Below are 25,702 nucleotides of genomic sequence, written 5' to 3'. Positions count from 1 at the left end.
AATCCCGTTCCTGTATCGTTTCTTATAAAAATAATGTTTATTGTTAAATGCGATATTATCAATAAAATTCACGATGTAATTATATTTTACTTTATTTTGAACAAATAAATACATTGCAAAAAAAGTGTTCCCGAATACACATTGATAAAGAGAGGTGGCCCACTCTTCTATTGTTGGGGCCTGAAGAGCGGGCCCGGGATAAAACGGGTGAAGGAAGGGTTTGGTCTATCACCCTGAAATTATCCCGTTTTCCTAACGTTCGCGTAGCGCCTCCTTCGCCCGATTGAGCGGTTTGATAAGATAATCAAGTACGGTTTTTTCACCGGTGCTGATTTCGGCAGTTGCTACCATTCCCGGAATAATCTGGTGTTTTTTGCCGTCTTTGGTTTCAAGATAGCTGTGGTCGGTCAAAATATAGGCGCGATAATAATAGACACGCTTGTCGACATCGTCCTCGATGGAATCCGGTGAAACCATTTGCACATGCCCGGGCAACGAACCATAAATTGCTGAATCATAAGCGGTGATTTTCACATTCGCCTTTTGATCCTTATGGATAAAAGCAATGTCACGCGGATTTAATTTGGCTTCGATAAGAAGCTGGTCACCAAGCGGCACAATTTCCATGAGCGTGCCACCCGGTGCAACAACGCCACCAATAGTGGTCACACGGATATCTTTGACAATGCCTCTTGTGGGGGCACGAATAACCGTGCGGGTTAATTGGTCGGCCAACCCTTCCCGAGCTTTTAACAATGGTTCGAGATCAGCCATGGTTTTGGTAAAATCACCACGCAATGCGACGTAATATTCGTTTTTTGTAGCAGCAAGGCGCGCGGAAAGTTCGGCAGCATTTTGTTGAAGTTTTAAAACCTCGACTTCGCTTGCCGCACCGGTTTTAAGAAGCGGTTTGGCAATTTCAACCTGATTTTCTGCAAGTTTTACTTGTTCTGTGAGGTTGAGGACATTTTCCTTGAAAGCCTGTCTGTTGGTGTAAAAAAGCTCGGTCTCGCGATCAATCACTTCCTTCTGGTCGCGTATGTCTTGCGGATAATTGATTTTTTCCTGATTGTTCATTTCAGCGCTAAGGCGTGCGGCACGCGCTTTAAGCGCAACAATTTTGGCAAGCGTTTCATCAACATTGGACTTGGCTTTTGCCGGATCAAGAGAAGCAAGAATTTGCCCCTCTTTGACTTCGTCGCCTTCTCTCACCATCAGTTCGGCAAGAATTCCACCTTCGAGGTTCTGGATAATCTGGCCTTTTGAAGCCGGCATCACTTTGCCTTCGCCTATTGCCACTTCGTTCAGCACTGCAAAATAGGACCAGACAATGAATATCAGGATCATTGCAATGATGATCCATAAAATGACATGGGCACGCTGGTTGATGCCGTGAATTTTCACAAGTGAATCGACATTCATCGTCATGCCCCCTGTTTTGGCCGCGACGAGCCTTCGGGTGTTACGGTGTTTATCGGATGGATACCTAAAATCTCGTCTTTCGGTCCGTCGCGGACAATCCGTCCGTTATCAACAACAATGATACGGTCAACGAGCCGCAAAACCGGATAACGATGGGTGGCGACAATAAATGTCCTGTTGCCAAGCCATGATTGCATCCTATCAAGCACTGCCATCTCTGTTGCTTCATCAAGCGATGCCGTCGGCTCATCAAGAAGCACAATATGGGGGGAACGCAAGAAAAGGCGTGCCAACATCAATGTTTGTTTTTGCCCGCCCGAAAGGCCGACACCGCTTTCACGCAGTTTCAGGTCAAGCCCGTGTGGCTGGTTGAGAAGAAGTTGATCGGCCGAGGATAACCGCATTGCTTCGAGAAGTTGTTCGTCGGTTGCCAAAGGATTGGCGGCCAGAAGATTGTCACGCAATGTGCCGTAAAACAAACTTGATTCCTGAAACATTGCACCGATATCGCGACGGATATCTGCAATATCGATCATGCTGATCGGCGTATCATCCAGAAACACCCTGCCCTGAACCGGTGCAGAAAGACCGGCAAACAGACGAAGCAAGGTCGATTTACCGGCGCCGACACGGCCGAGAATCGCAATTTTTTCACCGGCACGGACATTAAGTCTTGGAACAATCAAAGCCGGTTTTTCCTGCGGACCATAAAGATAAACAAGGTCCTGCATCTGGTACTGACCTTTTAAAACCGGCTTATGGTAATAATCCTTGTCGGTATCATGATCGACAGGCAAAGTCAGCAGTCCGTCAAGCCCTCTTTTCCCCACCCTTGCATTTTGTAATTTGCTTAAAATAGCCGGAATTTGTGCAAGCGGGGCAATGGTGCGGCTTGTAAGAATCGAGCAGGCAAGAACAGCACCGAAAGAAAGCTTGGCATCAAGAATACCGTAAACGCCGGCAATCACCACGCCGACATAGGCGATCTGCTGCATCGTTTGAGAAAAATTCATGAGCATTGAAGCAATTTCACGCTGCTTCAAACTGATCTTGCTGCTGACCTTGTTGACTTCATCCCACATACGGCGAAACCGGGGTTCGGCCTGCAACAATTTGATATCTTCTGCCCGATATATCGACTCCATCAAAATGGCATTGCGCATGGCTGACTCTTCAAGCCCCTCGTTGGAAAGCTTGGCCAAGGGATATTGCGCAATAACACCGGGAAGGACAATAAACGGAATGGCAGCAATTGGAACCAGAACAACCGGCCCGCCAATGATCCAGATGATAAAAAGGAAAGAAACGACAAACGGCAAGTCGATCAAAACACCGAGGGTGCTTGAGGTCAACAATTCACGCATCTGGTCAAGATCACGCAATTGCGAAATCAATGTTCCTGGTGACCTTGGCCTCGCATCATTGCGGATATTCAAGACGCGGGCAAAAAACATGGCTGACAATTTGAGGTCGGCCTGTTTGCCAAAATGATCGGTGACTGCCACGCGTGTGGTTTTCAAAACAAATTCGAGAAGAAGGGCAAGCGCAACGCCGGAAGCGAGAACCCATAACGTATTTGTCGAGCGCCCCGGGACGACACGATCCCACACTTGCATGGCAAAAAGCGATGTGCCGATGGCCAGCATATTGCCCACAAGCGATCCCAATCCCAATTGCAGAAATATCGGCCAATTGGTAACAAAAAGCCCTTTGAACCATGATTTCGGTTTTTTTTGCAGATATTCGTCAAGCCGGTCATCGTGAACCGCAAGATGACGCTCGAGAAGAAGAAGTTTGATTTTTTCGGTTTTGACAATATCGGCAAATGGAATCCGCTTTTCAAAAGCGGTTTTATCAGCCACAAAATGCACAATGGCTGTGTTTCTGTCACGACCGGTCAAAAGCCCTAGCGCGCTATCAACCTGTATAACGGCGGGTAACATTACTGACGATATTTCGCTGGCACTCACTTCGACAAACGTTGCCGCAAGTCCGGATGCCAGCGCAACATCGATAATCGATTGTTCGGTTGCCTTCTTTCCACTCCATTTGGCAGCATTTCTTACCAGTTCGTCGGATATCGGAATATCAAGCTGGCGGGCAGCCAATAACAAAATATCCACCCATTTGGAAATCAATGAAGAGGCATCAGCCTGTTCAAAACGGCCGGAAGATTTGTGAGACGAGTCACGACCTTTTTCCGGCTTGCGGGGGGATTGGTTTTCAGGCTTGCGAGAGGCGTTATTTTCAGGCCTTGTAGCGGATTGCTTCAACGGTTTTTTTTCTTCTTCGCGTGCATTTTTTTGAAACGTCGAAGCATCCTCGGTGCGCCGGTTTTGAAGCGGCGGCTCGACGTTTGTCTTGTTTGTTTTTTTCCTCAGCGGAAAAGATAACCAATTGGAAATAGTTTGCGAACCGGACATTTTGGAACTTTCAACTGCGCTCGCGCAAACGGGTGACCAACTGCCCCACCGCGTAATAGGCTTTGATTTTTGCATAGAGCCGATCAGAAATGGCTGTGATCTGGTCGCTTTCAGCCGAAAATGTATCCCTCTCGGCGTTAATGACGTCAGTGAGCGGGCGTTTGTTCAACGTATATTGTTGCCAATATAGGTCACGCGAAGATAACGACAAATTCATCAATTGTTTGGCGTTATCCATACGGGCACTCGCGCCTCTTTCTTCCGTTTCGGCCGACCCTTTGGTAGTGCGCGAGACAAGCTGTTCATTGTCGCGCGCCTGCCTTGCCGCACGCAATTCTGCTTCGGCTGCCTCGATCTGATATTTTTCGCGTTTTCCCGTTGAAAATTGTCCACTCAATTGCAAACCGACAAATGTGCTGTCATTGGTTGCGTTGCGCTGGCCTGTTGCCCCCGATTGACTGACACCAAGACTGACAGAGGGAAAACGATCGGCTTTTGCAAGCCGCACTCTTTGTTGGGAAGCTCTCACTTCAGCTTCTGCGGCAAGAACTGCCGGTGTTTTGTCAATATCATCCTTGCCTTTGCTCAAACTATCCATGAAACGGGTCGTCTCTGCAAGTGTTGCCACTTTCGTCGGACGAAAGCCGCTAATCTGGGCAAACTTTCCTGCTGCCACATCAAAACGTGTTGTCGCCTGCAATAGATCGGATTTTGCCCGCTCCATTGCCACTTCTGCCTGATTGAGATCGGAAGCGTCGGAAAGACCGGCTTTGACGCGCTGGGAAATTTTATCATGTGTATCACGCAACAAACCGGTTTCACGCTCTGCAGCACTGATGAGATCCTGGGCAGCCGAAAGCTCGATAAAAGTATTGGCCATATTCTGGGCAACATCTTCCATCGTGCCGGCAAGCTGATGCACCTGTTTTTCGTTGGTAGCCTGTGCCGCACCGATGCGGCTTGAGGTGCGGCCAAAGTCGTAAATAAGTTGCGACGCGCCCACTGTGCCGCGCACATTTCCGGGGTCATTTTTGTTGTTGGAAGAGCTGTAATAACGGTTATAACCGGGATTAACACTATATTGAAGCGTCGGATACCAAGCCGATTTTTCGATAGCTATTTGTGCCTTGCCTTGGGCTACAACCGCATTGGCGCGCCCGATATCGGGGTGGCGTGCAAGCGCAACCCCGACTGCATCATTAATACCGATGCCAGTCAAACCGATCGTTTTGATAGGTCCATCTTTACCGCTTGCGCTTTGTAATTTTGCGATTGCTGCATTGTCGGCATTTCCGGAAGTTGTAACAGCTTCGCCAGTTGCCGCTTGTTGATTTTGAACGTCACCGGTATTAACTTTTGCGCTGCCGTTATTGTGCCCGTTGGCAGTTGATAGTGCAGTTTTCGGCGACAACGGTTCACCATTTTTAATAAGCGGCTTTGCAGGATGATGGCGCACCACCCGCGGGCTTTGCGATGCAGTCTTGTTACAACCGGTAACACCGAAACCGAATGCAAAAAGGCTCGCGCCAAGCACCAGAATTTTTATCAAAAGGCTCGAGTTAACGGTGTGTGGCACGTAAGCTTCCTTCCTCCTCCTGAAAACTATCCGGTTTGTCCGAAACCTGCCCGTTGTTTTTCCCTGTGCCATAGGATGCACCGCGGGACGACGAATTCTGGTCAAGTGAAAAACCTTGCCCGCTCGCCCCTTCTCTTTTTAGTCCTTGTCTTTGTTGTGATTGCGTAACCGGCGTACGCATCCGCATCAATTCTCGAGCATATTGTTCCATTCTCTGGCGTATTTGCGGTGGCATATTATTAAGTTCGCTCATTGCACCCTCGACACTCACAATAGCTAGAGGAGCAGCGACAAATATCCAGTTCATCAAGTGATAAAGCGGCGGCCAGCCTGTGTTATAGCCGTCAATATCGATAATGCGCGGCAACCGCTTATGAAAACAGGCTTCCATGGCTTCCAGACTTGCCGATCGTTTAGCCAGTCCGGCATCGCGCCAGAACGTATAGTCACTCCGGCCGCCATCGTAATGCAGCCGTAAAAAATCCGCTATCTCTCTGAAACTTTTATCATTTGCCTGATTGAACGCCTCAATCGTCTGTTCGCCGATAATCCCGCGACAAGCAAGAAAAGTCCGTTCCAGTTCGCCAAGTTGTTGCAACATAAACCCGAGCGATGGCGTCTCGAGCGGGCTTATAAAACCCGAAGCAACCCCCAATGCAACAACATTGTTTGCCCAGATTTTTTTAAAATTTCCAGGGTTAAAAGTCGTGATGGCGGTCGGCGAAATTGCTGAACCGAGATAGGATTGCAGCTCGTCTCTAACACGCGTTGCGGTGATATATTGGCTTGAAAAAACATATTGTGCCGAAACGTGACCAGCAAGCGGAACCTGCCATAAATAGCCTGCGCCAAGTGCGGCTGCCTCACTCACAAAGGATGGATTTTTTCGTCCATTCGGCACTGAAAATGACAAAATGCTGTTTTCAAGCAAACTTCCGGAAAAAGACCGCCATTCGGATTTATATTTTTTGCCGGCGCTGATACGCTCGAAACCGGAAGCATCAATGACGAAATCTACTGGAACTTCCTCGCCACTATCAAGCTTCAACGACGTAACATCGCCGTTTGAAGCGATGACAAGATCGGCCACCCTCTGATTGCGGAAAGAAATCTGCCGTGACACACCGGCATTTTTTAACAATGTTACGAGTTTGCCGACAGAAAAATGGAATGTCGGTTGAATACCGCTTCGCCGCAACTTGAAAACTGCATTGGCCTCGACTTGCGATGATCCTGCTTCAATCAGTGAAAAACCGGGAAACAGCGTATGAAGCGGCGTTTTTGTAGCAATACGTGTGGCAAGATAAGGCCAAACGCCACGATAGGAAAAATCGATTTCTTCAACATGGTCGTCGGGGGAAGGGAAAAGCTGGTAATAGATATCGTTCTGCCCGCCATTGCGCCAGCCGCGATAGACGTTTCCCATTTTGAATGTGGCGTCAGTATTATGCACAAACTCGTCAATATCGATAGAAGCGCGTTGTAGATTGACGACGAAATTGGCAAGGCCGCCTTCCCCGCCGGAATAATGTGGGCGCTTCGGGTCCTCGAAAACCACAATGTCCACTTTCGGGCTGAACACCCGACGCAACATCAATGCCGCAAACCAGCCGGTCAATCCCCCACCGATAACCGCTATTTTCTTTGCTTGCCCGAGATCCAGCAATTTTTATCTCCACCTGCGATTTTAAAACTGCAAAAGACAGGAACCCTACCTGCCCGAAAAAATATCTATGGCGGGGAAAATGCCCGCCATAGAGAAGATTAACCGATGATGATCTGATGGTTTGCCAACAATGTTTCCAAATCGGTTTGGACATTGTTCAAAGTCAGAAGGTCGGTCGACTGGAAGGCATTCCCCTTGCCATCACGGTCAACACTCAAAATGGTATTGCCGTTTTCAACGCGGGTCGAAAGAAAGTCCTTGATATTATCACCCCAGTCGATCTGGGTTTTGCCTTTATCGTCGAAATGGGCAGCACCATCGGCATCAGCACGGTAGCCTTGCAACAGATCCTTGACATCAATGCGGTCGGCATCGGCATCAATCTTGGTTTTGTCGGCGTCGATATAATCACCAACCTTGAAGCCATAGGCTGTGTCATGACCGTTGCCACCGGTTGCATCATCCTGCTGGATGAGGCGATAAAGCAGAAGATCATGACCACCGGATTCAAGGTGATAGGTGTCGTTACCACCACGGCCATCGAAGAAATTGTCGCCTGAGTTACCGGTGAAAGTATCGTTGAATTTGCTTCCGTAAATACCTTCAATGTCATTGAATTTGGCGTTGTTGAAACCTGTCGATTGATAGCCGGTATTACTCAAATCGACTGTAATACCGTTGGTTGCCTTGCCAAAATCGACAATGTCTTCACCACCGCTTGCCTGCCAATATTTCTCGCCGGCATCGTTGCGCCAACCGCCGCCACCCGAATAGCTTTGGCTACCGGCTTCAGCTGTAAAGAGGTCATTATAACCGGTGCCGACAAGTCCCGGACGGTAGCCCCGGGTAGCCGGATCATTGTTTCCCGCACCGGTTGTAACCGTGTCGCCATCTTTATTGGCATTCAGGATATAGGCATGGTCTGCTTCTACAGCTTTAAGACCTGTCCAAGAGGTGTTGACATTTTCTATCGCATTGTCTTTGCCGTAACCGTTTGCATCTGTCGTATGGGTGTGGGCAATACCGCCAATATCATTCGACTGCCCTTCGGTGTTGCGCAAGACAACAACCGAATAGGTTTCATTTTCTTTCAAGCCATAGAAATGGACAAGGCCGGTATTATCGGAAGCACCAATGCCACCTTGCGCATTGATAACCTGTACAGCCACCAGTTTTCCGGCAGAGTCAAAAAGCTGAACGGTATTGTTATAGAATACATTGGCACCATCCTTGTCGGTAATGCGAAGATGCAACGACGTTCCATAACCGACCTTGTTTTTGTTCGACAAAATGAGCGATGAATGCAAGTTGTCACGCTGCATGGTGACATCAAGCGCGCCATCCCAGTCATAGTCGACAACACCAATACCATAAATGAAGTTAATACCACTGCCATCAATTGTCCTCGGATCAACATCACCATTGACACTGGCAAGACGGCCACCCTGCGCACCGAAGATATCCCAATTATCCCATTTGACCGAACCATCAAGACCAACGCCGCCATTATGCCAGAGCTTCGTACCAGAGGCACTCCCGCCGAAGCCTGGAACCTCCAGAATATCCATTTTGCCATCGTGATCCCAGTCGATAGCAACCGACCAGCGACCGTCAAGGTCGTCGCCCAAGCCAACAGCATTACGCAATTGCCCGGTTCCGTCAGCTTTATTATAAAAGATCTGACTTTCCCGATCGCCATGCCAATTGTGATGATTTTTGGCAAGGAACAGATCCATATAACCATCACCATTATAATCGGCCCATGTCATGGAAATGGTATTTTTATAGTTGTCAGGACCAATTGACTCATCAGTGCCATTGCCGAAACTCGGCAATGAATCGTCAAAATGCTGGTTGACTGACCAGTTGGTGCCATAAACACCGTTAACAGGGGCAGACTTGCCGCTGTTCAGGAGTGTCATCAACTGGTACCAATTGTTCGCATAGCCGGAAACGCCATTCATGTCATTAATCTCGCCGTTACCGGCAAAATCAATCGTCCCGTTATTGTCAAGGTCGATCGCCGACACATGGTGATCGGTCATAAAATTGCTCGTGAGCGGGGATTGGTTACCACCAAATTGCCTGCCCATCGCAATGAACTGGTTACCGTTCAGGTTTGACGAAGTCGCTCCCTTGTTCAAGAAGATAGAGCCGGAATCCGCGCCGGAATCACCCTGAATGACATCGAGATACCCGTCACCATTCATATCGAAAGTGGCAATGCCGCCGAGGTGGTTTTCAATAGAGGCACCATTGAACATGTCGCCATATTTCACATCGACATAATTCCATTGATTATCACCCGTGCCGACATAAGCGGCGGTCGTAAACCAGGAATAGGAAGTTTTTGTTGACCATACATCAATGTAACCATCATGGTTATAATCGGCCATAGTATAGGAACCGAACAAAACATTTTCCGGCCCCCACCCCCAAACATCAACCGTCCCATTATTAATTCCTGTCTGATAATTCAAATAGTGGGCTTCGGCCTTGCCGTTACTGTTGAAAACCCAAACATTCGAATTGGAAATAACCTGCCACTCGCCATTATTGTTGAGTGCGACAGCCTGCGTATAACTTAAATCTCCACTACCTCTTTGAGTATTGTTGTTTGAAATTCCGTAATCAGGAACATTTGCAGCGCCGGTTGTGTCAACGCGCACTTCGACATCATGCGCTTCGCCGACATAGCCGGATTTCGACACAATCGCAGTCGTAAAGATATAACTGTGACGGTCGGTCAAGCTGCCATCAGGCAGCTTGAAACTGAATGTGCCATCGGCATTGATCTGGCTTTTGTCGACATAGCCTAACAGCACGTGATCGCGGTAAATGCCGATTTTCGAGCCATCTTCAAGGTCGGCAAGATTGCCACTGATTTTACCCTTCAGAACAGGGTTTGTAACATCGACATATTCACCATTCTGGAAGACTTTATCGCCTTTACCGGTAAAGCCCGTAAATTCCGAATGTTGCGCCGAGCCATCACTATCAATAACAACAGTTTTTGCCGACTTTTGGGTTGCATCATCATCATAAATTCCGGTACTCGAAATAACGCGCGTCTTGATGACATAACTTCCGTCAGCAAGGGCAGGCTTGTTTCGCCAGTCAAGTTCCCATTTTCCATTGGCTGAATTATAGGTAAGATCGTACCATTGATTATTGATGAGGGCTTGAACCTTGTCGGTATCCTTTAGCGTTCCATCCACTTTGAAGCTGAAGAGGAGTGTATTATCCTGTGTCGTGAAGTCGCTGCTCTCGAACCCCGTATCGTCGGTAATACTGTCGAGTGTGGCCTTGGCGCCGGGAACCGTTTTATCAACAATAAATGAATGCGCTTGAGATGCCGGTCCTTCATTGCCGGCAGCATCCACCGGACGGGCTGTCAGCGAGTGTGAACCATTGGCAAGCTTGGCATCGGAGTTTCTGTTACCCGCTTCCCAGAACCATGTATGATCCGCATTGACATCAACTTCGGCAATTAATTTATTATTGTCATAAATGCGCACTTTCTTGGCGTCGCTTGGTGCCGTTCCGCTAAAGATCGGGCTATCATCATTGGTGTGATCATTTTGGTTGACAGTAATAATGGCCGGGCCTTCTTCACCATTGGCACTATTCGGCAAAACATTATCCTGAACAGTCTCGCCGGTTATCTGCTCGGGTGCGGTAATGTCGACCTTAACAAGATATTCGTTTGAAACGCCGCTGGTTTTTCCCTCGGCATTTTGCGAAACGGCCGTAAAATTGTGGTTATCTTCGGTAAGCATCGCTCCGGTTGTATAAGACCAGTTGCCGTCGCCATCGGCATAAACGCGGCCAATTTCCTTGCCATTATCATAGATGATAACAAGGCTGTTCTTCAGTGCTGTGCCTTTAATCGTCGGATTGGTATCGTCGGTAGTGCCATTGTCTACACGGTCGCCACCATTTGCAACTACACCCTGAATAAGGCCGACATCATCAGTAACCCCGGTAATTGTCGGCCGATCAGGTTCACCATTATCAATATTCAGTTTGAAATCCTGTCCGGCAATAACAGTGCCATCGGTGCCTGTTGCCTCGACATAATATTTATGTTCGCCGGCTGTCTGTTCCGTCAAACCGATAGACCATGTGCCATCCGAACCCACAGTGACCGGGTCGCCAACTTTCGTTTGTTTTGAAGAGTCAGTATAAACGGTGACAGTCGAGCCTGCCGGTGCCGTGCCGTGAAGTTCGGGCGTTGTATCATCAGTATGACCGCCATTGGCAATCGGGCCTTTAATCGGATCCACATTGTCAACGGCATAATCAACCGTTACGGTATTTCCAATATCGGCTATTGTAATATCGGTTCCAAAGCCGCGATTGCTTTCATTGCCGGCCGCATCTTTTACCGAGGTGGTAAAATGATGTTCGCCTTTATCAAGCGGCGTTGTCGGTGTGAACGACCACGAACCATCCGGATTAACTTTCGTCTCGCCGATTGCTTTGTCACCATCATAAATGGTCACAACATCACCCGGTTGCGATTTATCTATCTTTCCCGAGAAGGTGGGCGTTGTGTCGTTTGTTGTTCCGTGATCGGTGTGGTCATCGGTAATCACGGCCTTATTGGGGGCAATATCGCTTGTAATTGTCGGACGTCCGGGACTAGCCGGTGCAGTTGTATCCACCACGAACGGATAAGGTGCGGTTGCCGCACTCTTGTTGCCGCCGGCATCTGTTGCCTGAACCCAGATTTTATGGGTCCCGTCTTCAAGTCCCTGCAAACTCGTTTCCCAATGGCCGTCGTTATCGACTTTTACGGTGTCGAGCAACCTGTCTTCGCCATTGAACTGGTCGTAAATTTTAACATAAGAGCCTTTTGTACCGGTTCCTTTGATAAACGGCGTATTGTCGCGCGTGATCCCGTTTTGCTGAATCTGGTTGTCCGGAAAAACAACATTCGGATCATCATCATGGCCAATCTGGGTAACCGACGGAGTACCGGGCGCGTGACCGATAAGATCGAACTCGAAAACATCGGATTTTGTTTTGCCAACCACGCCGGCATGGTTGACCGGAACCACCCAGAAACGATGATGTCCCGGCATCAACGGACTATCCGGTTCAACCTCCCACGAACCGTCACTATTGATAGTCTTCTTGCCAATCGGCTTGGCGTTCGGGTCTGAAGGGTCGCTATCATAAAGAAGCACAGAAGCAACCTTGGCAGGGTCAAGGGAACCGGCTTTGCCTTTCACTGTCGGCCGATTGTCATCGGTGACGTGCGGTTTATTATTTTCCCCGATAATGCCGATATCGGGAGCCTGATCGTCATAGACATCATAATCCTTCGAGCCGGACCAATCCGGTCCTTCAGTTGTCAGAGACATGCCCAAAGGTGGCGATTTCGGTCCCTGATTACCGGCCTTATCCTCAAGCACAGCAACAAAATAATAATCATTATCCGGATAATGGGCAGCATCAAGATTAGGGGTAAATTTCCAATTGGTGCCATCAGGATGGACAGAACCAAGCTTGATCGGATTGCCATTCTCGTCTTTTAGAATATTGCCATTTTTATCCGAGAGATAAATGACAACATAATCACCCGGCTTCGCTCCCGTAACTGTTCCGTGCAATTCGGGGGTGCGATCATCGGTATAATTTTTATCGGTATGGCTGGTGAAGTCACCTCCAACACCGACATTATCAACGAATTTATCAAGCGTTACCGTGCCATCCGGACCTTGATTATCAAGTGTCATCGTTTTTTCGTCGATATCCGATGTCCGGCCGGCATTGTCGATAATGCGGGTCTGGATGATATAATTTGTGCCATTGGCACTCGCCGGCAAAGCTGTTACCGGACGGAAGAAATAACGATGACTTGCTGCATCATATTCTGTGTCGTACCACTGCCCGCCAATATTGATCTGGACTTTTTCACCGTTTGCGGCATCGAGCTCTTGCGAAGTCGCAATGTAGATTGTCGGTTGTGTATCACTGGTAACATAGTCGTTGGTATCAAAACCGGTATCCTGTGAAATACCGACAATTGTCGGTTTGGTGGCAATCGTTCCGGTGAGAACCTTAAAATTCCATGCACCGGTCGGAATACCGATATTGCCAACAGCATCAACCGGCCTTGCCTGAAACGAATGGTCGCCATTTGCCAAGGCAGTATCGGGTGTATAGCTCCATGTATATTGCCCGTTATTGTTGACAACCTTGGCTTCCCCGATTTTGACGCCATGGTCATAAATAAAGACCTTGTCGATGTCCGCCGTGGCCGAACCGCTATAGGTCGGCCTGTCGTCATTCGTCATGCCATTATTGCTGATCGTACCGGTGGTTTCTGCTACGTCGTCAGTCAAGTCGACAGACTTCAAAGCATCCGGCGCAGTCAAATCGATCGTATAATCGAAAACGGGTGATTTGGCACTTTCATTGCCGGCCGCATCAACAGATGTTGCCTGAAAATGATGTTCCCCTTCCGGTAATGGGCTCTGAACAGAATATTCCCAGTTGCCTTCGGAATCGGCTTTCACGCTATCAACGAGATGTGTCTCGCCGTTAACCGTATCATAAATATTGACCATGCCGTTCGGCTCGGCGCCATGGCCTTTCAAAGTCGGCGTTGTATCATCACTTGCCTTACCGGAGGTAAGATCCTCCTGTTTGCCACCGACATCATCGCCGGCACTGTCAATCACTGGAACATTGTTATTTTGTGTGTCGACAACAAGGTCGAAACTGTCAGACTTCGTCGAATTATTGGGAAGTAATGCCTCCGCAACAATTGTATGACTACCATCAGTAAGGGCCGGCTTGTCTTTCGGCCACGCAAATGTCCAGTCGCCATTGGAATCGGCATTGACTTTGCCGATTTCTGTTCTCACTCCATCAATATCAGTATAGATAGTGACAGTCGAATTGGCCGTTGCACGTCCATGCAATTCCGGCGTTGCGTCATTGGTGAGACCACCGTCGGAAATCCCTCCGGTGGGATTCTTTTGGTCATCAACAGCATAAAGGATGCTGACTTCGACACTTGTCGGATCAACAGTGACTGAAGTCGAATCGCTTTTTACACTTTCATTTCCTGCCGCATCGGTGACCGATGTTACAAATTCGTAAGAACCTTTATCAAGCGGATTTTCCGGTGTCCATGACCATTTGCCCGAGGACGGGTCGACCGTTGCCTCGCCAATTTTGACATAGGAACCGTCGACTTTGTTGTAAATGGTAACCTTGTCTCCCACTTGCGGGTTTTGAACAGTACCGCTGAATGTCGGGGTTTGGTCGGGTGTTGTGTCATTATTCGAAATCGAACCGATCTTGGGGTTCTGATCGGATTGAATATCCGGAACATCCGGTTTGTTTGGCGCTTGATTATCATAAACAATCGGATATTCGCCGGTTTTTGAACTCGGCACACCCGTCTGGTCAACCGCTTGAACGGCAAACCTATATTCCGTTCCAAGACCGTTTGTCGAGGTATCTTTCAAGGCATAACCGGCCGGAAGCTTGAAAGTCCATGTGCCATCCTCGCCGACAATAACCGGATTGTCATCGGTATTGATTTCCTGGTCGTTTTTATAAATGTGAATGCGTGTGCCTTTGGTTCCCATACCATGAAGGGTCGGCGTCGCATCGTCTGTCGACTGGCCTTTTTGCAGGTAAACGGATTTGCCTTCCGGATTGTTATACTCATCAATAATATTGGTGATGGATGGCGTACCCGGAGCATGTCCGGCAAAATTGAAGTCCCATTTGACATCATCAAGCGGCGTGCGGTTACCGGCCGGATCAACAGCAACCAGATGGAAACGGTGTTGGCCGGGAGTAATGGCTTTATTCGGAACGATTTTAAACGAGCCATCCGACTGAATGATACCCTCGCCGATTTTGGTGTTTCCGTCATAGAGTTCTACGATTCCACCGGCTGCCCCCGTAACAGTTCCGGCTCCCGCCTGAAGCTCCGGATAATTGTCATCGGTGACGCCACCCGAATGCGGTATCTCGCCGGTATCCGGTTGCTGGTCGTCCACCAGTTTTATAGAATTGGTATCGCCCCATAGAGGACCTGTCACATCGACAGTCAAAAGGAAGTCGTTGCTTGAAGCGCCTTCATTTCCGGCAGCATCCTTGACCACTGCAACATATTGGTAATTGCCTTCTGCAAGTTCGGGAAGCTGGTACTGCCAGCTATAAGTGCCATCGCCGTTTGATGTGAGGTGAATATTGTCGGCAACACTATGGAGATTGCCTTGGGAATCACGATAATAGAGATGAACAACATCGCCGACATGTGCACCTCTTACCGTGCCTTTAAGAAGTGGCGTCTTGTCATTGGTTGCCGTTCCTGACGGATAATCGCCAACATTGTTTTCGACATCGTCATGGAATTTGTCAATCGTGACCGTATAACCGTCGACAGGCGGGGTAGTATCAATCGTCATATCATGTCCGACCACTGGACCAACATTGCCTGCGGCATCGACCACACGAGCCTTGATATGATAGACCTGATCGGTCAGTTCATGCCCCTTTTGGACGGAATAATAATACTGTTGGGTATTAGGATTGTAGTCGGCTCTTATCCATGTCTGCCCGTCATCAAGCGAAATCTCGACATGTTCGTTATCGGCAAGTGGCGGGTTATCCACGCCCACAAGAATCGTCGGATTTTTGTCCTGCGTGATAAAGTCATCGTTTAATGTACCGGAATCGGTCAACACGCCGACGATTCTCGGTGTTACAGTTGGTGCAATTGTGTCGACAATAAATTGGGACCCCCGACAATCTGTGCCTTCATTACCGGCAGCGTCCACCGGACGGGCAGTCAATGTATGTTGACCTTCAGAAAGCTTGTGAGTTTCGTCAGGTGTAAACGACCATGTCCCGTCTTCCTTGACTTTTGTTGAACCGATCAGCTTGCCATTGTCATAAATATTGACAGTTTTTGCGTCCGACGGTGCTTTTCCGGAATATTCGGGTTGATTGTCATTGGTATACTGGCCTTTTTGAAGTTGACCGGTAAAATCATTGGCATCGTTTTTGACATCATCGGTCACCGAAACTGTATCATTGGCGATCGGTTCGGGTGACTTAATATCGACAATCACATTATAGTCATTAGAATGCTCACTTTCGTTGCCAACCTCGTCGACAGTGGTCGCGCTTAAATGATGTGTTGTGTCTCCTCCAAGCGGAGAAGGTGGTGTGAAACTCCATTTTCCTTGACCATCGGCTATGGCCGAACCGATCAGCTTGCTTTCGCCTTTTTCGCCCTTACTATTTTCTTCCTGGTCATAGATATTGATCTGCTGATATGGCTTTGCACCACTTCCGATAATTGTCGGGGTTGTATCATCGGTACTGTCACCACTTCCAACATCATTCTGAACAGCGCCGACATCATCGGTTACTCTATCAATCGACGGCTTTTGATTGTTCGTTATATCAACATCAAAATTGAAATCGGCTGTCGATTTGCCTCCCGAAGCATTTGTGGTTTCAGCATGAATGACATAATGGCCTTCGCCAAGTTTTTCACTGTCCTTGACCTGATAAGACCAGTTGCCTTCACCATCGGCCGTAACCTTTGCAAGCTCATGAACCTGATTATTGGAGTCGGTATATGTCAGAACAACAGTAGAGTTCGGTGTTGCTTTACCGACAATAAGCGGTGTTCTGTCATCGGTCTTACTATTGTTTGTGATGTGTGATTCAAGCGGTGCCTGATCATCAACAAGATAGTCAATGCTCACCTTGACCGTACTTGTGTCAACCGTGATATTGGTCGCCGTCCCCTTGCCGCTTTCATTACCGGCTGCATCACTTAAAGACGTCTGGAACTGGTGATTGCCTTTTCCTAACGGATCCTTCGGTGTCCACGACCACTCTCCCTGGTCGTTAACCTTTGCCTCACCGACTTTCACATCATCCTGATAGATGTTGACCTTGTCACCGGATTGATTTCCGTTGACCTTGCCACTCAAAGTTGGTGTTGAATCGGCCGTTGTTCCGGTAATTGTATTGCCCTGATCATCTTTGGCCGTCGGTGCATCGGGTGCATCCGGCGCTTGTCTGTCGACAATGATCGGATACTCGCCCGTTTCATGGCTCCAGTTACCGGCCGGATCCACTGCTTGGGCTTTAATGTTGTGACTGGTACCATTACGGTCTGTTGCCGGATTGGCAAGCGTCGGAAGTGTGGTTTCCCAGGTTCCATCATCCTTCACTTTGGTTGTCGCCACTTCCACATCGTCAACATAAATATGAACAATCGAACCGGTTGTGCCTGTCCCTTTGATAAGCGGTGTGGAATCGTTTGTAACAGCATTTTTCTGGATAGTATCACCCCTATCATCAACGACATTGACGATAGAAGGAGTAGCCGGTGCATGGCCGACAAAGTTGAAATCCCATGCCGTTGTTCCCTGCGATTGCTCGTTTCCGGCATGATCAACCGGTTTGGCAACAAAACTGTGATTGCCTTGACGCAGTGGTACTGTCGGCTCGACACTCCATGACCCGTCGCTATTGACTTTACCGGTTCCGATCAGTTTGCCATTGTCATAAAGATTGATTTTTTCCACTTTTGTCGGGTCAACCGAATTGGCAGCCCCTTTTAATGTCGGACGGCTGTCATCGGTGGTTGTACCCTTTGCAATTGTGCCGGTTATCGGCAACTGGTCATCAAAAAGATCAAGGCCGCTTTCGTTGATTACAGGTGGCGGTGTTGTCGTAACATCCAGGCCAAAACCGGAAGAGGCTTGTCCAAGATTTCCTGCTTCATCGGTAATAACGCCTCTGAATTCGTGATAGCCGTCATCAAGATGGTCTTTTGCTATGCCTCCGGGTATTCCTTTGACGTCGAACTTCCAATTGCCTGACCCGTCAACTTTTGCTGTGCCGATTGTTACCCAATCGTCACCGATTTTGACCTGCACAGTGACATAGTCGCCAGGCTTCATACCCGATGTATGACCAATCAAAGTCGGCGTATTATCATTGGTTGCTTCACCATTGGAACGGCTCTTCGATCCACCTTCCTCATTGACATCATCAATAAAGCTGTCAATCACAATCTGATAGTCGCCACCGATTGGCGCAGTCTTGTCGATAGTGACGTCCTGTGCCGGACCGTCTTTGACATTGCCTGCATCGTCGACAACGCGCCCGTAAATTTTATGGACGCCTTCAGCAAGATGAGTGTTGGAATGGTCATAATACCAGTAACCGTCAGTCTCGTCATAGGTGGCATCATACCATTTGCCGTCAACATTGACCTGAACCTTGTAACCGGCCGGCAATTTTTCATTAACACCGAATTTGAAAACAAGACTGTCATCGCCGGTCTTGAAATCGCTGTCGCTCAAACCGCGATCTTCCGTAATCGAAACCAGGCTCGTCGTTTGCGTCGGTGCATCTGTCTTCACCGTCAGATCATATTCAGTATATTTTTCGCTATCGACGCCAAGCTTGTTGGTTGTCTGGAGCTTGAAATGATGGGCACCCGGGGCAAGTTCGTCAACCGTGCATACCCATTTATGATCATTACCAATATTGGCCGTGCCGATCTTGACCAGTTTGCCATCAATCTCGTCATAAATGGTCACGGTATCGCCGGGATTACCCTCGCCATAAAATGTCGGCTTGGTATCATTGGTTTTGCCACCCGAAACAAGATCATCGGTGTTGAGCGGCACGTCATCCTGAACACGCGTAATGTCCGGTGCTTGCGGCGGCGTATTATTAATATCAAGGGCAAAGTCAGAATGGGCATTGTTGCCGTTTTGAGCTGTCACAGAAGCGGTATAAACATGGTGCCCGTTTGTTTGTTTAGGAAGTTCGAACGACCAGTTACCATGCCCGTCGGAGGTAACCGTGCCAATAACCTTTTCACCTTCTTTTATGGTTACAACTGTGTTGGAAGTGGTTGTACCAAAAAGCGTCGGTGTCGTGTCATCCGTTGTTGCGCCATTTGCAAGATCTTTGACAATATGGCCTGCATTATCTGCAGCATAATTGATCGAAACGAGAATTGCCGAACTATCAATGTTAAAGTCGAATGCCGGGCTCTTATCACTGATATTGCCAGCCTTATCGGTGTAAGTCGTGGTAATCGAATGTTTGCCCTGTCCGAGGTCGGTTGGCGTATAACTCCAGTTTCCTTCGCCATCGGACATAACAGTCTGAACATGTTTTGTCTTGCCATCAACAGTATCATAAATATCGACAACAACATTACCCTCACCAGCTTTTCCGTGAATAGTTGGTGCTTTGTCATCAATCGTGCTGTTTTCAGCTACATCTCCCTGTTTATCACCGACATGGTCGTCCAACTTCGGCAGATCCGGTGTTGTCGGTTTTAATGTATCGACATTGATCGGCCAGAACCCTGTCTTGTCGGATTCCTGTCCGGCACTGTCACTTGCAGAAGCACGGATTTGCCAGCTCTCACCATTCGGCAAAATACCGGCCAATGAAGGATCAATCGCGACTGCCCAATGGCCGTCACCCCCGACCTTAACACCCTTGGCGACAAGTTTATCGCCAATATAGATATTGATAAACGAACCGGCATCACCGGTTCCTTTTATGAGCGGTGTGGCATCATTGGTAAACTGGTTTTTATCAATGAACTTGCCATCCGGATGGGATGCATCAATCTCTTTTTCTTCATTGTTGTAAATGCCGGTAATGGCCGGCATTCCCGGAGCTGCTCCGGCAATGTCAAAATCCCAGGTCTTGGCCTCACCTTCATTGCCCGCATCATCGGACGGACGGGCTTCGATTTTATGTGTGCCCGAGCTCAAATGCGGCGTATAGGACCACGTGCCATCAGCTGCAACATTGACAATACTGGCAAGCGTGCCATCAATATAGATATGTACTTTTGTGACATCGCTTCCTGCCGGAAGTTTGCCTTTGATCTCAGGTGTTTTATCGTCGGTTACTTTATGGTTCTGATCATTGGTATTCCATGCTGTGGTACCATTGGCGCCGTCAAATTCGCCAGTCTGTGGTCCCTCATCATCCCACAAGCCAATGTCACTTCCGAGTGTTCCGGTTGGTCCCTTGGTATCAACTTCGAATTTATAGGCCGGCGTTGGCTGACCTTCATTACCGGCTTTGTCAACCGGACGCGCTATCCATTCGTGCACGCCATCGCCAAGCCCGTGTCCCGTTGGCGGTGTGAAACTCCAGTCACCATTTTCGTCAACTTTGGCAGAACCGATCAGCTTGCCATTGTCATAAATATTGACCGATTGGGTGTCGCTTGAAATCGCGCGTCCGCTCATCGTCGGCGTATCATCATTGGTAAGCTTGATCTTTCCACCCTTACCGTCATCCTTCTCGTTCCAGTTCGGGAAGTCACCGACATTCGTTTCCTTGTCATCAACAAGCTTGATGGTCTTGTCGTCTAGAACCGGCGGTGTGCGATCAATAAAAAGATTACGGCCGTCTGTCGGATCGCTTTCATTGCCGACACTATCTGTCTCTGTCACAATAAATGTATATTTTGTCGGACTATGATTTGGATCATCGGTCAAAGCAACCGTCGGCGTCACAGACCATGTGCCATCATCATTCACTGTTGTCTGGCCGATAAGCGTGCGCTCGCCTTTATCGTTAACCGTATAAAGCTTGATAATGTCGCCCGCGACACCTTTACCATTAAAAGTCGGCGTGGTGTCGTCGGTAATATCATTGTCGCTCAATGAACGGTTGCCATTCGGATATTTTTCCGGATCGTTGCCGACATTGTCGATAACCTCGACAAGTTCGGGTGTTGCCGGAGCCTTTGTATCAATATGCAGGCTGAAATGATGTTCGACTTTATTGCCGGCATTATTTATCAAAGAGGCAATATATTCGTGTGTCTTGTCTTCACCGGCATTTTGTTGGGCCGGCAACTGGTATTCCCATGTGCCATCCCCATTGACCGTCGTTTCATAGGTTGAACCGGTTGTCTTATCAAGAATCGTCACCCTTTGTCCGGGTGTGCCACGCCCGACAAGCTTCGGCGTTGCATCATTGGTGGCACCGCCATTGACAATATCTTTCGCCTCTTTGTTATAGTCATCAACAGCGTGATCAATTTTGACTTCCGGTGGTGTCAAATCAAGATTGAACCCTAACGGGTCACTTTTATCACTCATATTGCCAGCCGCATCGGTCAAAGTGGTTGTTATACTATGTGAACCGGCTTTAAGCGGCGTGGTGGGCGTCCATGACCATGTTCCATTTTCATGGACGGTCGTCTCTCCTATAACCTTGCCGTTGTCATAAATGGTGACAATGGAATTCTTTTCACCTTTTCCGGAAAAGAGTGGCATATCCTCGTCATAGGTCTTGCCTTCTTCAATGCTTCCATGCTGATCGCCGGAATTATCTTCCGCTTTGACAATATCGGGCTTTGCCGGTGCTGTCGTATCACGATTGACCCAGCTATCGCCGGATTTGGCACCAACCGTTCCCGCGTCATTTCTGGCATCAGCTACAAAACTATAACGCCCGTCTGCAATGGCTTTGCGTGTCTCCACTGAAACAGTGTTCAAATCCACTGTCTGCGACCAGCTACCGGAGCCATCGCTTGTCGTGGTTTCAAACGTATGAATGACATTGCCGCTACTGTCTTTCAGATAAACAGTAATGATAGAATTGGCCGGCGCACTTCCCTGAAGATGGAATACGTTTTCCTTCGTCGGATTATCCCATGTATAGGGTGCATTATTTGTACCCGTTGTGGCTGAATCAATCGAAGTCTGGCCAACGGTTGCCATATCAAGAATAAACGGGAAGGATGTACGTGCTCCCTCGACACCTGCCTTGTTTTCATAAGCAACTTCGAAATTATGATTATTGCCGGCGTTGAGTGTCGGCGTATAATCCCAACTCCCGTCTCCTTTCACCGGAATTTTTGTCAATAATTTGCCGTTATCATATATGTTGACTGTCGAAATCCGGCCGGAATTCAACAAATCTGTAGGCAAATGCCCTTTAAGTGTCGGCGTTGTATCGTCGGTGATAACAACTTTCTCGCCATGTTGACCTTGCCGCGTCGCCCACTGACCATCACGATAGGAGCCGACAATCGAACCGGCATCGTCAATAAGATCGACTTCATCCTTGCTGTTTCCCATCGCCGGAACCGGCTCGGTATCGAAACCTAAAACGAACTTGTCCGAATGGTTGCTTTCGTTACCCGCCGGATCGGTTGCCGTCGTGGTAAATTCATGCATTCCTTTTGTATTGCTAATCGGGCTTGTCGGCGAAACACTCCATGTGCCATCGTCTTTTACAACCGATTGGCCAACAAGCTTGTCACCATCGTATAATTTGATGATATCTCCAGCCGTGCCTTTACCGGAAAATGTCGGCGTTGTATCATCAGTCGTATCACCACTATGAAGTTCTTTGTCACCATTCGTATGGTTGGTGGCATTGTCTTTATTGCCAACATTGTCGATGACTTTATCAATAGCCGGTGCATCCGGTGCTTTGGTATCAATCGTCAAATGGAAATCGACAGACTGGGTATTGCCTGCCGCATTGGTGATTTTTGCGTGATAGGTATGGGTGACTTCCTGATTATCACCTGCCTGACTTGGAAGCTCGAACTTCCAATTTCCCGCGCCATCGACTTTGGTTTTGCCAATTTCCTTGCCATTCTCGTCGGTGATGACGACTGTCCCATTGGGCGTACCACGCCCGTAAAGGGTCGGCGTACGATCATCCGTTACACCATTATCCGTGACATCCTTACGGATAGACCCTTCATTATCATGAGCACCATCGAGAAAGATGTTCACACCCGATTTGTCGACCGTTACTTTGACAGCACCGCTCCGTTCACTTTCATTGCCGGCAGAATCCGTCAATGTCGTTGTCAAACTGTGGTCGCCACCTTTTAGCGGCGGATTGGGCGTAAAACTCCATGTTCCATCATCACCGACAACAGTCTCGCCAATCGGCGTTTTCCCGTCATTGTCATAAATCTTGACAACTTCGCCCTTTTTACCCTTGCCCGATAAAGTCGGCGTGTCATCATCTGTCGTCGCTCCGGTAGTGATTTCACCCTGCTTTTCGCCAACATTATCCATCGCCTTCGGCGCATCCGGCGTATCAGGCGCTGTCGTATCGCGTTCCAGCCAATGCGAGCCCGATGCATCGGTGGAAGCACCTTTACTGTCTACGGCACTTGCTTTGAAACTATATTCCCCGTCCTTTAAAGGCGGATTAAGGTGCGATAGATCTCCTGTATTGACCGACCATGACCCGTCTTTCGAAACGTCAGCCGTCCATTCCAATGGCTCGCCTTTGAAATTCTTGACCGGATTGCCATCCTTGTCATAAAGCCTCAGCGTTACTTTTCCTGAAGATGGCCCGCCACCTGTTACAAAGAAGCTGTTGGAATTGGTCGGGTAACCGGATTCATGATAATGCCCCTGATCATCCTGTACCTGCTGGATAGATGGCGGCCCCGCACGGTTCAAATCAACCCAGAAATCATAATCATCAGGATTTGACTGTTCACCAGTCGTGCCGAATTTATTGACAACAGCTGCACTTAAACGATGGTCACCTTGCAACCATTCCTGACTATATTCCCAACTCCCGTCATTCCTGACCTTGGCTTCGCCAATCTTCTTTCCATTGTCATAAATGTTAATGTGATCGACCTTTGTAACATCATAACCATTCGGAATCCTGCCTTTGAAAACCGCATGACTATCGTCGGTCACTTTCTTATGGTCGCTGTCACGTTGTGCCCAATTTTTGTAGGATCCGGTAACAGCCCCGACACTATCAATAACATCAAGATTTTGGTCGCTCATCGCTGGAGGAAGCGTCCGGTCAAAAGCAAAATTGCCGTTAATATGATCGCTTTCATTACCAACTTTGTTCTTGGCATAAACCTCGTAATTATAATTGCCTTTGGTAAGCTTATAGGCTTGAGGCAAACGGAAGGCGAATGTGCCATCATCATGAATGACTTTTTCTCCCGCCCCTCTTTGGGGCCCCGCTTCATTTAATGTATTCCGGTCAATGACAAATTCATGGCCATTGAGTTTAATGATAAGATGGGTTGCATCCTTGCCGATCTTGCCTGCAAAAACCGGCGTATCATCATCAGTCATACCGCCGGTTAACGGCAATGGTCCGGTCACTTCCGGATAATTGTCTTCAACACGGAAATCTTCAATGCCAACCGGCCTGCTCGAGTCAATATTGACATTGAAATCGGTTCCCGCACTTTCATTGCCGGCAGCATCGGTCAACGTCGTGGTGAGTTTATGGTGACCTTCACTTAAAGCTTTGTTTGTTTCAACCGACCAGTTGCCATCTTTATCGACAGTCCCCTGTCCCACAAGCGTTTTGTTGCCTTTGTCATCGGTATCATAAATTTTGACCGTGCTTCCAGGCTCCCCTTTACCAGTCAAAGTCGGGGTTTTGTCATTGGTATAATCACCATCTTTCAACGTCCCGTCAGAGCCCACCGGATCAGGGGAAACATTATCAACCCCGCGAGAAACATTAGGTGCATCCGGTGCTTTCGTATCAACATTGAAATCATATTTCGATTCCGCACTTACTTTGCCATTCGCGTCAATCTGGGTGACTTTTGCTGTGTATTTGCCGTCACTCAACTTCGGCAACTCGTAACTCCACGTGCCGTCCGAATTGACCTTCGTGGTCATGTCGGGATAACCGTCAAGATGGATCCTGATTGTATTGCCCGGAACTCCCTTACCCGACAACAATGGCGTTGTATCATTCAGATAACCGCCATTTTTAACTGCAAGCAAATTTTTCGGGTCATTATTGTTTATAACCAAATAGGTCGGTGCTGCCGGAGGCTTTCTGTTCACAACCGGTTCGTCATAATCATTATCATCACCGCCACTTGAAGCGGCTGCTGCAATACCGCCCGCTCCGGCAGCCGCCCCTAAGATCCCCAATAGAACATTCTGTGAAAAGCCGCTTTTGTCTTTTATTTCTTCATAAAAAACATTGGTATCAAGAATGCCGTCGCCATTATCTGTGAGTGCCTGGCTGAAGTCGGTGAGCCATGTCGTGCCATCATCAATGAAAATCAGATTGCATACGGGATGCCCCGCACTGAAAAAGTTGTTGATCCGGACAGTCTTTCCGTCTGCAAAATCAATAACCAGATCATTGCCTGCACGGGTATAATTGGTGATGCTTTCCTTGTCTGCTGTGAGAACAAAATTGTGCGGCTTGCCACCACTATCAACAGACCCGCTTCCCTCGGTCAACTTGACGACTGGATGCTGCTTGATGATATCCGACTTTGTCATATTCTGTTTCCTACATCACTAAATTGATATGCTGTGGCATTGATGCGCCACGCGTTCAGCACCCAATATTTTGTGATTTCCCCCGCAGAAAACACTTTAAGGAACCTGCCGCCGAAAAGACAAATTCCGTCTGTCACCTACCAAGTTTCCAATAGGCTTTTATACTTTCAGTTGAATTTTATAATATACAACTTCTAACTGTGTTTTCAAGATTGCAATTATCGGTTGATCAGCTATGATCTGAAATCAAATTTCTATATTTAAAAAAGTAAGAGAAAATTTTTATAAAAAATTACAA

At 48.1% G+C, this 25,702-nt stretch carries 5 protein-coding genes; all 5 read right to left on the bottom strand.

What is annotated here, in order from left to right; genetic code table 11:
* Nucleotides 1–252 precede the first annotated feature (252 nt).
* The 5 genes from H3V14_RS03465 to H3V14_RS03445 all read right to left on the bottom strand — a co-directional run bounded on the left by H3V14_RS03465 (nucleotide 253) and on the right by H3V14_RS03445 (nucleotide 25,404).
* Complete coding sequence (locus H3V14_RS03465; RefSeq protein WP_075869089.1) at nucleotides 253–1,422, bottom strand: HlyD family efflux transporter periplasmic adaptor subunit; 1,170 nt, start codon at nucleotides 1,420–1,422, stop codon at nucleotides 253–255.
* A gap of 2 nt (nucleotides 1,423–1,424) precedes the next feature.
* The gene (locus tag H3V14_RS03460; protein ID WP_198226639.1) at nucleotides 1,425–3,845 is read right to left on the bottom strand and encodes a type I secretion system permease/ATPase; all 2,421 of its coding nucleotides are present in this window, start codon (nucleotides 3,843–3,845) and stop codon (nucleotides 1,425–1,427) included.
* Between the two features lie 10 nt (nucleotides 3,846–3,855).
* Nucleotides 3,856–5,421 (bottom strand): TolC family protein, encoded by a 1,566-nt coding sequence (locus H3V14_RS03455; RefSeq protein ID WP_369522671.1) that lies wholly within the window; start codon nucleotides 5,419–5,421, stop codon nucleotides 3,856–3,858.
* Nucleotides 5,405–7,087 (bottom strand): tryptophan 7-halogenase, encoded by a 1,683-nt coding sequence (locus tag H3V14_RS03450; RefSeq protein ID WP_198226635.1) that lies wholly within the window; start codon nucleotides 7,085–7,087, stop codon nucleotides 5,405–5,407. The genes H3V14_RS03455 and H3V14_RS03450 overlap by 17 nt, the downstream gene beginning before the upstream one ends.
* A gap of 98 nt (nucleotides 7,088–7,185) precedes the next feature.
* Nucleotides 7,186–25,404 carry an Ig-like domain-containing protein gene (locus tag H3V14_RS03445; RefSeq protein ID WP_198226633.1) on the bottom strand — a complete coding sequence of 6,073 codons (18,219 nt, stop codon included), beginning with the start codon at nucleotides 25,402–25,404 and terminating at the stop codon, nucleotides 7,186–7,188.
* Nucleotides 25,405–25,702 lie beyond the last annotated feature (298 nt).

The organism is Bartonella sp. W8151 (genome assembly GCF_016100385.1).
Lineage (GTDB): Bacteria > Pseudomonadota > Alphaproteobacteria > Rhizobiales > Rhizobiaceae > Bartonella > Bartonella apis.
Note: the sequence above shows the minus strand (reverse complement) of the source record. Positions and strands in the feature narration are given on the sequence as shown.

What these genes read in the sequence shown, in the direction of transcription:
- H3V14_RS03465 (WP_075869089.1), bottom strand. Translation starts at nt 1,422, where the DNA reads ATGAATGTCGATTCACTTGTGAAAATTCACGGCATCAACCAGCGTGCC.
- H3V14_RS03460 (WP_198226639.1), bottom strand. Translation starts at nt 3,845, where the DNA reads ATGTCCGGTTCGCAAACTATTTCCAATTGGTTATCTTTTCCGCTGAGG.
- H3V14_RS03445 (WP_198226633.1), bottom strand. Translation starts at nt 25,404, where the DNA reads ATGACAAAGTCGGATATCATCAAGCAGCATCCAGTCGTCAAGTTGACC.